Below are 12,763 nucleotides of genomic sequence, written 5' to 3'. Positions count from 1 at the left end.
GAACCCGCGCCAATTCCTGTAGCCGAACCCGCGCCAATTCCTGTAGCCGAACCCGCGCCAATTCCTGTAGCCGAACCCGCGCCAATTCCTGTAGCCGAACCCGCGCCAATTCCTGTAGCCGAACCCGCGCCAATTCCTGTAGCCGAACCCGCGCCAATTCCTGTAGCCGAACCCGCGCCAATTCCTGTAGCCGAACCGCAAACTCCGGGATCAGGGGGCTTACCGGAACCGGCGATCGGCTCCCCAGTTCCAGCAGAACCCGCGCCCATCGATGTTCCCTCCTTGAGCGAAACGGGCTATCCTTGGACACCCTCCCTGGGCGATCGGTTTATGGGGTCAAGGGGACTCGAACAAAGCAATGAGCAGACTGATTCGGATATTTTGAGTCAACCGCCAATTATCCAGTTAAACAATCGCAGCGACATCGATCGCCTGCTCGATGCCGGTGAAATAGAACTGGCGATTGAAATGGGCGATCGCGTTTTTAGTGAAGACTTTGAGGAATATTTAGGGCAGAATATTAATCTCCCTTATTTATCCTTTGAGACCATCCAGAATAAACTGCGGGAGATGGAAACCCTGACCGGCAAAAATGCTGGGCTGATTTATGTTTTTTCTCGAAATGAGCAATTAGATTTAGTCTTAATCCCTCCCGTTGGTAAACCGATTTACAAAAGCGTTCCGGAAGCTAACCAAGCGGTTCTTTTCCAGGAAATACAGCGTTTGCAGGGAGAGATTGGCAATATAGCCCGACGGCGGACCACGAGTTATTTAGCACCGGCCCAGCAACTCTATGAATGGATCATTGCCCCGTTAGAACCCGACCTCAAACGGTTGGGAATTGAGACGACAATTTTTAGTATGGATGCGGGATTGCGAATGCTCCCGATTGCCGCCTTACATGATGGGGAGCAGTTTTTAGTAGAGAAATATAGCCTTACCTTAATTCCCAGCCTGCATTTAACCGATGCCCGTTATAGCAACTGGAAAAGTACCGAAGTGTTAGCGATGGGATTGTCAGAATTTTCTGACCAATATCCGTTACCCGCAGTGCCGGTGGAAATTAATACCATTGTTAATCAATTATGGCCCGGTGCAGCCTTCCTGAACGAAGCCGTTACCGTGGATAAATTGCAAGAACTGCGGGGACAAGAACCGTTCGGGATCATTCACCTAGCGACCCACGGCCAATTTAACTCAGGAGCAAGGGATAACTCCTACCTCCAGTTATGGGGGGAAAAATTACACCTGGATCGGATGCAGCAGTTAAAATGGAACGATCCTCCCGTAGAATTGTTGGTGCTCTCCGCCTGTCGCACGGCGATCGGAGATTTAGAGGCTGAATTTGGCTTTGCTGGATTAGCCGTGCAAGCCGGGGTTAAATCAGCCGTAGCCAGTCTTTGGTACGCCAATGATGCAGGGACCTTGGGACTGATGAGCGAGTTTTACCAAAACTTGCGATCGGCACCGATTAAGGCAGAGGCGTTGAGAAGGGCACAAATCGCTATGATTGGCGGGACGGTGCATCTGGAAAATGGGGCCTTGGTCGGGTCGTTCGGAAACGTAGAACTCCCGCCGGAGCTTTCACGCCTGGGAAATCGGGACTTAAGACACCCCTATTACTGGGCGGGCTTTACGATGATTGGCAGTCCCTGGTAGGAATTAAGAATTAGGAATGGAGAATTGAATTTCTCGGCGGTCTTAATTTTTAATTCTATGGCGAGTCTAAATCATGATGACCCTAGAATTCAGGAGTGGGAGTATTTTGCTCCTTTGCTGTAGTAGGGAGCAAGATGCTCCTACTCCGTTGAGGAATTGTCCAATGCATTTAGATGCGCTATATGTGGGCCAAGGTTAAGCTAAAAATTTGGGAATGGCGCCGAGTGTCAATCCTCGCTCCGACGGTAGCGGGATTGGCGATTTTGCTGAGAATGAGTGGGTTATTACAGGCGCTAGAATTATCAACTCTGGATTTATTATTTCAACTTCGGCCTGTGCAGCCCCCAGACCCCCGAATTTTGATTGTGGGAATTAACGAAAATGACTTGACTACTTTAGGAACCTGGCCGATCCCGGATAATGTCCTAGCCGAATTACTAGAGAAAATTAAGGTCCAGAAACCCAACGCGATCGGCTTAGATATCTATCGGGATTTGCCCGTAGACGCGGGGTATCAACGATTAAAAACCCTGTTTGAAACGACCCCAAATTTGATTGGAATTCGCAAAGTAGTGGGAAATCAACAGCAAGCGGAGATTGCACCATCCCCCATTCTGGAGCGCCTCGATCAGGTGGGGGCTAATGATTTTCCTTGGGATATGGATAATAAAATTCGTCGTTCGTTTTTATATTTGAATGATGAAGAGGGCAAGCTCGTCTTTAGCTTGGCATTTAAGTTAGCCATGATTTATCTGGAGGGAGAAGGGATTGCTCCCCAGATGAAAGATGAGATTCGCATCGGATTAGGCCAGACTGTATTTTCTCCCTTTAGTGCTTATGATGGCGGTTACGTCCGCGCCTCCGATGAAGGATATCAAATTTTATTAAACTATCGCGGACCCCAAGGAAGTTTTGAAAGTGTCTCTTTGATGGATGTTTTAGAAAATCGAATTCCCTCAGATTTAATGCGCGATCGCATCGTTTTAATTGGTTCGACGGCCATTAGTCTGAAAGATTTTTCCTTAACGCCTTATAGTAATACTTTATCTGGCATTCCGGAATCGATGGCGGGGATAGAAATTCATGCAAATCTTACCAGTCATCTGATTGCAGCGGCCCTAGAGGGTGAATCGACAATTCACACGGCCTCCGAGGGAGTAGAATGGGTGTGGATTTTTCTGTGGGGGGTCGTTGGGGCTGGATTTACCTGTCAGTGGAGAGATATTAAAGGGTTACCTTATATCTCTTTTCCCCGGACTGGGGTGATGATTTCCCTAGCTAGTTTTGTGTTAATTGCCAGTGTTTATAGTGCGTTTATGTTCAGTTGGTGGATTCCCCTGGTTCCGCCCTTGTTAGCTTTAATCGGGTCAGCGATCGCCACTATTGGCTATACCCTGTTAGAAAACCTTCAGTTGTCCTATAAACAAATTGAAGAGTATTCCCGCACCTTAGAGGTTAAAGTCGAACAGCGCACGGTGGAATTACGAGAGAAAAATCAACAGCTTAAACTCACCCTAAAACAGTTAAAAGCGGCTCAGAAACAAATGATTGCCCAGGAAAAATTGGCTTCTTTGGGGTCTTTAGCCGCAGGGATTGCTCATGAAATTAGAAATCCTCTCAACTTCGTCAATAACTTTGCTTCGATTTCCGTAGATTTAACCGAAGAATTGATAGAAGAACTGGATAATCCCGGGGGTAATTTAGAAGACTTAGATGTAGAATACCTGAATGAAACTTTGACTGATTTAAAAGATAGCGTGGTGGATATCAAACAGCATGGAGAAAGAATAGAAAAAATTGTCGAGGGAATGCTGCTGCTGTCTCAGGCTGAACGAGGTCAGCGATCGCGGGTTAATCTTCATTCGATCTTAAGTGAGTCCATTGAGTTAGCCTACCACAGTTACCAGAATAAAGACCCGAATTTTTCGATTGCGATCGAAACCGATTATGATGAAGCAATCAGTGAGATCTATATTGTACCCCAGGATATGAGCCGTGCCTTTCTCAATCTCGTCAATAACGCCTGTTATGCCCTTTATGAAAAATACCAAGCTGATCCCGATGGATATCGCCCCACCCTCACCATAAAAACCCGTACCAGCGGCGATCGCCCCACGGAACCAGCGAGGGACCCCGGAGTAGAAATCCGGATCCGAGATAATGGTCCGGGGATTCCCGAGGACATCCTGGATAAAATCTTTAATCCCTTTTTTACCACTAAACCCACGGGAGAAGGCACGGGTTTAGGTTTATCTCTAACTTATGAAACCATCGTTGGACAGCATGGCGGACAGCTGGAGGTCAATAGCCACCCCGGAAATCATACGGAATTTATGATCATCTTACCCTCAACCAACCCCTCTAACTAACCCCTTCAATTTACCATTTAATCCCTATAATCGGAGTAAGCTATGCCACCCAAAATTTTATTTGTAGATGATGAGCCTTCCTTTGAGAAATTAATTAGAAGGCAATTTCGCAAGCAAATTCGCTCAGAGCAATATGAATTTGTATTTGCAGGAAATGGGGTAGAAGCCCTGGAAGCCTTACAGTCGGAGGCCGAAATTAAGGTCACCATTACCGATATTAATATGCCCCAAATGAATGGCCTGACCTTACTGGAAAAAATCCGCGAACTTGACTCTAGCATAGAAACCGTGGTCGTGTCCGCTTACAGCGATATGAAAAATATTAGAACCGCCATGAATCGGGGGGCTTTTGACTTTCTGACTAAACCCATCGATTTTGAGGATTTAGAAATTACCATAAATAGAGCATTAGAGCAAGTCCAAAGACTTAGGGAAGACCGCAAAAAATTATTGGATGCTCAAACTCAAATGATCCAAAATGAAAAAATGACCGCCTTGGGTCAATTAGTGGCAGGGGTAGCCCATGAAATTAATAATCCCGTGGGTTTTATTGCTAGTAATATTGAAATTGCCGAAGATTATATGAATGGCCTCATCGAACTGATCCAGTCTTATCAGGGGAAATTCCCCGAACCCGGAGAAGATATTACTGAAAAAATTCACGAAATTGACTTAGAATATATTGTTAATGATGTTCCCGAAGTGATTGCCTCTATGAAAGAGGGCAGTGAGCGTATCTGTTATTTAAGTAATTCATTACGGACCTTTTCCCGGTCGGATACGACTACGAAAATTCCGTTTAATATTCATGATGGTATCGATAGCACTCTCTTAATTTTAAAACATCGATTAAAATCCAGTGAAATCCGACCCTCTATTGAAGTAAAAAAAGACTATGCAGAATTGTCTCCGGTGATTTGTTATCCGGGACAACTGAATCAGGTGTTTATGAATTTAATTGCGAATGCCATTGATGCCCTTGATGAGGCTAGTGTGGGACGGGATTGGGCGGAAATGATGAAAAACCAGCCGAATATCATCACCGTTCGCACTTACCCCATTGAGGGCGATCGCGTAGCAATTTCGATTGCCGATAACGGTCCGGGCATGAGTGAGGAAGTGATGGGCCGAGTTTTTGAATACTTATATACTACCAAACCCGTCGGTACCGGCACCGGCTTAGGATTATATATCAGTCATCAAATTATCGCTGACAATCATGGGGGAAAATTACGTTGTGTGAGTTCCCCAGGACAGGGAGCAGAATTTATTATTGAACTGCCGATGAAATAGGCGATCGCCTCCCAGTCCCTCCCACTCCAACTCCCCGAAGGACAAGGCACTCCCTTGTCCTCCCCCAGAGTATGGGTTACAAACTACGTTTCTGCACAAAATCTGTAGCGATTAGCAGCAACTTGGGGGCAGAAAGCCGGTTTTTTGCCATTTGGATTGAATCCCATACTCGTAGGCGATCGCTGGGATGAGCTCACCTCCCTTCAATTAGGCAATTCTGGTGATTTGGCGATCGTAAGGCGGGCATTTTCTTCACTTGAGTGAATCCATAGCAGGGATTATCTTTAGCAGCATCAGTCCAGTACGATTCCCTAAATTATAGAGGGGTTGACGGCGGTGATATTAAACTAATAAAATGCTCGAACAAACAGTCAGCTTTTGTGATTAAAATCACAGACGGCGGTCTGGATTGTGCTACAAAAGATAATCCCCCAATAAAAATGCGGGTTCTCGATAAAACTCCCGAAATCTATTGTCCGAAAATTCTAAAGGGGACTACCTTGCCAGGAGTGAGGAGAGAGGCGTACAATGGAGGCGGAAAAATTGCCTCATTTAGAGGTAAACTTTTTCAAGGGAGGCTTAGAACCCATTGTATAGAGAGGGTGAAGGCAGATGAATTCCAAAAGTAACTCAGGCTCAGAACAGCAAAATCGGCAAAAGGAACTCGCAGAGCGAGAACGCGAAATTACGGAGCGAGAGCGATCGCTCCGACTCAGGGAGATGGAGATGGAGCTATACAAAGCCGAACCTCCGCTGTATAAAACCCTAAAAGAGGAATCTGGAGAATCGAAGATCCAGCGCTGGGGAAGACAACTGAAGCGGGTGGGGAAGTATGCTCTGGTGGTGGTGGGGGTTTTTGCCGCTGTCCGGGTGGGAACGATGCTGGCGAGTGTGGTGATTGTTGGGGCGATCGCTTGGGTTGCCTACCAGCTTTTTTTTGGCTCAGATAAACCCAATAAATAGAGGCGACACCAATGGTTGATAAAATAGAAGCCGCAAGTTTTCTTAACAATTTGGAGCGTGTGGCTCAAGTCCGATTTGAGGTAGCCACCTGTCTGGAGCGGATGGTTGAGCTGTTAGAAACTGACGAAGCCGAAGGAGACAAAACCTCGGGAAAACTGGGCTTACAAAGCCACATCGCGGACCTAACACTCGGGAGCAAAAATTTACGGAAGGGAGTGTTTAGACTGCTGGTTTTGGGTGACATGAAGCGGGGGAAAAGTACCTTTCTTAATGCGTTAATTGGAGAGAATCTATTACCGGCAGATGTGAATCCCTGTACAGCCTTGCTTACGGTGTTGCGCTACGGAAAACAGAAAACAGTGACTGTTTACTTCAAAGAGGGCAGACCGCCAGAACGTTTAGATTTTTCTACTTTCAAGCAGCGTTATACCATTGACCCAGAAGAGGCCAAGACCTTAGAACAGGAGAAAAAGTTGGCCTTTCCTGATGTGAACTATGCGGTAGTGGAATATCCCTTAGCATTGCTGGAAAAGGGCCTGGAAATTGTGGACAGTCCGGGGCTAAATGATACGGAAGCCCGTAATGAAATGTCCTTGAATTATATCAACAACTGTCACGGGATTTTATTCGTCCTCCGGGCGGGTCAGCCGGTCACGTTGGAGGAGCGCCGCTATTTGGATAATTATATCAAAGGGCGGGGATTAACAGTTTTTTTTCTAATTAATGCTTGGGATGAAATTAGCAAGGGGCTGATAGACCCGGATGATGCAGAGGAACTCCAAGAAGCGGAGGAAAAACTGCGCCAGGTGTTTCAGAGCAATTTGGCTGATTATTGTCAGGTGGATGGCTATGATCTGTATGAGGAACGAGTGTTTGAAATTTCTTCCTTACAGGCATTGCGGCGACGAATGAAAGACCCGGAGCAATCCTTAGAAGGGACGGGATTTTCTGAGTTTATGGGGGCGATTAATAGGTTTTTGACTCAGGAAAGAGCGGTGGCTCAAATGCGGCAAGCGCGAACCTTAGCTCGCCAGAGTACCGATCGCGTGCGGGAGGCGATCGCCCGTCGGATTCCTTTACTCGATCGCGATGTCAACGAATTAAAAGCGCAGATTTCCTCCGTAGAACCGGAATTCGAGAAACTGAATGACATCCGCGATCGCTTCTCCGAGGAAATTAGAACCATCCGAAATCAGAAAGCCCGAGGGATTTCCGAGTCATTTCGCACCTATATTCTCAATTTAGGGAACACCTTTGAAGCCGATTTTTTACGGTATCAACCGGATTTAAGCTTTTTTGAATCCTTAAATCAAAGCAAACGGGAAGCATTTAATGCCGCATTCAAACAAGCTTTTGAACAGTACCTCAATGATAAAATCACCGCATGGGAAAAGACGGCTAACCAAGAAATGCAGGATGCTTTCACCCAACTGGCTAACCGGGCATCTGACTATGGTTCAGCCTATAGTCGAGTCACCCATGCGATGACTGAAAAGTTAATCGGGCAGCAGATTTATACCCGCACTGATTTGAATTCAGAAGATAATTCCCCCACCTGGGCAAGTTGGGCAATGGGATTAGTTTCCCTAGCAACGGGTAATATCGCAGGCGTCTTTTTAGCGAGTGCGGGTTTCGACTGGAAAAATATTCTAGTTAACTCCCTGTCAGTAATTGGTATTTATAGCTTTTTAGCCATTTTTTCAATTCCGGTTCTACTAACTGGACCCCTGGGCATCCTGCTGGTGGGATTAGGAGTAGGTGCATTGCAAGCAGAACAAGGTCGCAAAGAATTGATTAATGCGACGAAAAAAGAGCTGATTAAACACCTCCCACAAATCGCCGAAGAACAGTCTCAAGTCATTCATCAAGCGATTACTGAGTGTTTTGACACTTATGATCATGAAGTCCTGAAACGCCTGAATGATGATATCAAATCTCGTCGTTTGGAATTAGATAATTTGCTTAAACAGAAGCAGTCGCGAGAAATTAATCGAGAGAGCGAGTTAAAGCGTCTGCAAAAACTAGAGGCAGACATCCTTTCAGAATGCCGGACAGTTAACCGGGTTTATGAGTCCTTAATCTCCTACAATGGCTGAAATGACATCTCGTTTACGGAGCTTTTTTATCGGGTTCTCCTTTTCAGATCAGGAAACGAGACAAAAAGACTGTAATCGGGTAAAATTGATTGATTGATATTCCCCTTAATCAGCATGAGCTATAACATGGAAACTAAAAGTTTTCTCACGAATTTAGAGCGTGTCGCCGAAGTGCGAGCCGATGTGGCTAATGCTTTCAGCAGGATAGCCGATATTTTGAAACAAGCTGAAACAGCAGGCGCGAAAAAATCCGGCCAATTAGGATTAGATCGAGAAATTGAAGATACACAAAAAGCGAGTCATAATTTACGGCATGGGGTCTTCCGGCTGCTAGTTTTGGGAGATATGAAACGGGGAAAGAGCACTTTCCTAAATGCGCTAATTGGAGAGAATATTTTACCCAGTGATGTCAACCCTTGTACTGCCCTGCTGACGGTGTTGCGCTACGGACCGGAAAAGAAGGTAACGGTTTATTTTAAGGATGGGAAAAGTCCCCAAGAGCTAGATTTTAAGAGTTTTAAGCAAAACTATACCATCCCTCCGTCGGAAGCGAAACAACTCGAACAAAACCAGCAACAAGCATTTCCCGATGTAGACTATGCGGTGTTAGAGTACCCGTTATCATTACTGCAAAAAGGAGTGGAAATTGTTGATAGTCCGGGGCTGAATGATACGGAGTCGCGCAATGAATTATCTCTGGGATATATTAATAATTGTCACGCAATTTTATTTGTGATGAGGGCATCACAACCTTGCACTTTGGGAGAGCGCCGCTATTTGGAAAATTATATTAAGGGGCGGGGATTGAGTGTATTTTTTCTGATTAATGCCTGGGATCAGGTGCGGGAGAGTTTAATCGATCCGGATGATGAGGAAGAATTGCAAGATTCCGAAACGCGGTTGCGGCAAGTTTTCAAGGCCAATTTGGCCGAATATTGTGTGGTGGATGGGCATGATATTTATGAGGAGCGCGTCTTTGAAATTTCAGCAATTCAAGCATTGAGACGACGGATTAAGGATGCAGTCGCCTCTTTGGAGGGAACAGGATTTCCCAATTTTTTAGGGGCGCTGAATGCATTTTTAACTCAGGAACGTGCGGTTTCTGAATTGCGGCAGGCGCGAACCTTAGCGCGTCAAACCTCCACGAGAGTGCGGGAGGCGATCGAGCGCCGGATTCCTTTACTGGATGGGGATGTGAATGAGTTAAAGCAGCGGATTAGTTCGGTCGAACCGGAGTTTAAAGCTTTAACAAATATTCGCGATCGCTTCAAGGATGAAATTAAACAGGTCCGGGATAGTAAAGCACGGGCGATCGCTGATTCATTCCGCACCTATGTTCTCAACTTAGACAAGACCTTTGAAAGTGATTTCTTAACCTATCAACCGGATATCAAATTTGGAGATTTCATCGATAAAGGCAAACGAGAGAACTTTGAAGCCCGTTTTCGGCAGGCATTTGAGCAGTACATTAATGATAAATTATCCGCTTGGAGCCTTACCGCCGAACAAGAAATGAATGGCGCATTCATCCAATTAGCCAAAAGTGCCTCACAGTATGGGGCTGACTACACTAAAGTCACCACTAAAATTACCGAAAAACTCACCGGACAAAGAATCCATCCCGGTAGCAATACTTTACCCGAAGATAGCTCTCCCGCCTGGGCAAATTGGGCAATGGGATTAGTTTCATTAGCCACGGGCAATTTAGCCGGAGCCGCCCTCATGGGAGCGGGTTTCGACTGGAAAAATATTCTGCTAAATATGGTAGCCGTAATTGGAATTAGTGCGGCAGTTTCCACAGTTTTTGGCATTATTCTCGGGCCGATTACTTTAGCAATGGTGGGGTTAGGTGTAGGTTTATTTCAAGCCGATCGCGCTCGCCTAGAAGTAGTCAAGGTAACAAAAAAAGAACTGGTTAAATATCTACCCCAAGTCGCTGATCAACAGTGGCAGCCGATTCATGATGCGGTTAAAGAGTGTTTTGATGCTTATGACCGCGAGGTGACTCAACGCATCGATGATGATATCAAATCCCGGCAAGCGGAATTAGATAATTTGCTAGGACAAAAGGAATCCCATGAAATTAATCGGGTCAGTGAATTAGAACGACTCAGAAAGCTAGAAGCTGATATCAGTTTGGAGGCGCGAAATATTGAGACCGAATATCAGGATTTACTGATGGCTGTAGGTTGAGAAACCTCACCCCCCGGCCCCCTTCTCGCGGAGGACTGGGGAGAGGTCCCTCCAGAATAAAGAGCTTTCTCTAAAATTGTTAATCCGAGGCAGAAAGATGCAGCAGGAAGTTTATAAAGATGTAGTCAGGAATATTAGGGCAGCATTAGGGGCATTAGAACTGGATAAAAGTTTATCCTTGTATCAAGATAGCCTGACAATTTGCGAAGCGTTGGAAAATCCGGTTTTTCGGATTGCAGTTTTTGGTCCTTTTAATTATGGAAAATCAACCTTACTCAATGCTTTGCTGGGACAGCGCACTCTTCCGATTGATTTGATTCCCACAACAGGGGCTGCCATTCATGTTAGATATGGGGAAGAATTGAGCGCTAAAATTACCTTAAATGATGGACAGGTGATGAGCGATCGCGGGACGGCTATCCTCAAGCAATATGCTATTTTAGACCAGGACCGCCGAATGCGAAATGATGTGGCGGTGGTTGAGGTTTTCTGTCCCCATTCTTTCCTGAAAATAGGGGTAGAATTTTTGGATTTGCCGGGAACTAATGACCGCGAAGAACAGGATAATCTAGTCAGAAACCAACTATTAACCGCTGATTTGGTGGTGCAGGTGCTAGATGCTCGTAAGTTGATGACCCTGGGAGAACGGGAAAATCTCCGAGATTGGCTGCTCGATCGCGGGATTGAAACCGTGGTATTTGCGGTCAATTTTATGAATTTAATGGAACCAGAAGACCAAAAAGAAGTGTCCAGTCGAATGCGGTTTGTGGCGGAAAGTTTTCGGTCTAATTTGCCTCCAGGAATTAGTAATTTGTATCGAGTTGATGCCTTGCCCGCCCTCAGAGCCAGACTGAAGGGGGATGCGGCAGCAGCACAAGTTACAGGACTGCCAATGTTTGAATCTGCCCTGCAAAGTATTGTCGCATTTCATCAAGAAAAAACGGCGAATTGGTTGCCACGCTTAGAGGCGATCGCCGCTCAAATAGGCGACTCTCTAGCGGCAAAACTTCAAGGAGTAACCACCGATTTAGCCCTTGCTGAAGAAAAACAAAGCAATAAAATTCAGTTGCAACAAAAGGCTGAAAAACTGATTAAACAAGGGTTTGAGGGGAGTGTTTCGGATTTGCAAAGTAAACTGTATTTACCGAACCTGTTAAAGCGATATGAACTAGAGGCGATCGCCGCACTCCAAAAAGGTCAATTTCGCACCTGGGAAACGCAATCTTTTCAACCGGCAATGGTTAAATCTCAACAAGAGATTACAACTTGGGTGAATAAAGCTTGTGAGTTTTTCAACCACCCTAACCCCGGAACATTAACTCTCAAATTTCCTGACCCTCCCTCTGTCACCGTTCCCCCAACTCCCCCTACCCCCAAGTCGCCCAAACACCCCCCCACTATCTTAAAAGAGACTCCCTTGGATTGGCTATTAGAAAGTCCTGTGGGGAATACGGTTGCTCGCAGTGCTTATTATATCCTGAATCGAATTAGTGAACCCACTTTGTCCACCCCCGCCACTCCTGTTAACCCTCCTGACTTACAAACCATCTATAAAAAAGCGGTGCAGGACTATCTGAAGCGGTTTAGTGAAATGGCTTTTTTGACCTTGCAGGACTATGAAAACATAGCGTTGTCGGTGATTCGATTTCAACCCCCTGATCCCTCATCGGAGATGATAACTAAACGCCATCAAATACAGCTTTTACAGAATATATTGGATGGCTTGAATCAAGATCTCCAGTCTTTAAAGGGGACTTAAATCTGCCGGAGGTTGAGGGCATGATGTTGGCCTATTTGCTACCCTGGTTAATGGGAATTTAACTGAGGATTTTTTTAAAATGATTGACCCTTTGGAGGCTAAATTTCAGGCATGGGAAATCGAGGCAGAGTTGGAGCACTTCAAACAGATGAACTGGCGATCGCCTCCTGATGCGATCACTCTCCATTCACAAACACCCCCGCCACCTTTCAACGATAAAATTGCTCGGTTTTACAAAATCCTCGGACTGAACTCCCATGCTTCACTGAAAGAGGTAAAGCAAGCCTATCGAGCTTTACTCAAAAAATGTCATCCTGATTTATTTTATGGACATCCCGAACAGCAACAAAAAGCTCAAGAAATTATTCAAAAAATGAACGAGATTTATAAAGAAATATGCGCTCAAATGGCAAGATAAATACAGGATTTAA

Annotated in this window: 9 protein-coding genes; 8 read left to right on the top strand and 1 reads right to left on the bottom strand. The window is 45.5% G+C overall.

The window, feature by feature from the left end; translation table 11 throughout:
* A partial coding sequence (locus NG792_RS06545) for a hypothetical protein (RefSeq protein ID WP_261234895.1) occupies positions 1-269 on the bottom strand: 269 nt, incomplete at its 3' end.
* A gap of 13 nt (positions 270-282) precedes the next feature.
* Between NG792_RS06545 and NG792_RS06540 the strand changes: the two genes are divergently transcribed.
* The 8 genes from NG792_RS06540 to NG792_RS06505 all read left to right on the top strand — a co-directional run bounded on the left by NG792_RS06540 (position 283) and on the right by NG792_RS06505 (position 12,750).
* A complete protein-coding gene (locus NG792_RS06540; protein WP_261234894.1) occupies positions 283-1,659 on the top strand; it encodes a CHAT domain-containing protein in 1,377 nt (458 codons plus the stop codon).
* A gap of 224 nt (positions 1,660-1,883) precedes the next feature.
* A complete protein-coding gene (locus NG792_RS06535; protein ID WP_261200720.1) occupies positions 1,884-4,028 on the top strand; it encodes a CHASE2 domain-containing protein in 2,145 nt (714 codons plus the stop codon).
* A gap of 42 nt (positions 4,029-4,070) precedes the next feature.
* Complete coding sequence (locus NG792_RS06530; RefSeq protein WP_261200719.1) at positions 4,071-5,321, top strand: response regulator; 1,251 nt, start codon at positions 4,071-4,073, stop codon at positions 5,319-5,321.
* 612 nt (positions 5,322-5,933) lie between these two features.
* Entirely contained in the window at positions 5,934-6,284 is a 351-nt protein-coding gene (locus NG792_RS06525; protein WP_261200718.1) for a DUF3040 domain-containing protein, read from the top strand.
* Between the two features lie 11 nt (positions 6,285-6,295).
* Positions 6,296-8,380: a dynamin family protein gene (locus tag NG792_RS06520; protein WP_261234893.1), complete on the top strand. Its 2,085-nt coding sequence runs from the start codon at positions 6,296-6,298 to the stop codon at positions 8,378-8,380.
* A 114-nt stretch (positions 8,381-8,494) separates the two neighbouring features.
* Positions 8,495-10,573: a dynamin family protein gene (locus NG792_RS06515; protein WP_261234892.1), complete on the top strand. Its 2,079-nt coding sequence runs from the start codon at positions 8,495-8,497 to the stop codon at positions 10,571-10,573.
* A gap of 97 nt (positions 10,574-10,670) precedes the next feature.
* The gene (locus tag NG792_RS06510) at positions 10,671-12,332 is read left to right on the top strand and encodes a dynamin family protein (RefSeq protein WP_261234891.1); all 1,662 of its coding nucleotides are present in this window, start codon (positions 10,671-10,673) and stop codon (positions 12,330-12,332) included.
* A 79-nt stretch (positions 12,333-12,411) separates the two neighbouring features.
* Positions 12,412-12,750 carry a J domain-containing protein gene (locus NG792_RS06505; RefSeq protein ID WP_261234890.1) on the top strand — a complete coding sequence of 113 codons (339 nt, stop codon included), beginning with the start codon at positions 12,412-12,414 and terminating at the stop codon, positions 12,748-12,750.
* The last annotated feature ends 13 nt before the right edge of the window (positions 12,751-12,763 follow it).

This window comes from Laspinema olomoucense D3b (assembly GCF_025370785.1).
In the GTDB taxonomy this organism is placed as follows: Bacteria; Cyanobacteriota; Cyanobacteriia; order Cyanobacteriales; family Laspinemataceae; genus Laspinema; species Laspinema olomoucense.
Note: the sequence above shows the minus strand (reverse complement) of the source record. Positions and strands in the feature narration are given on the sequence as shown.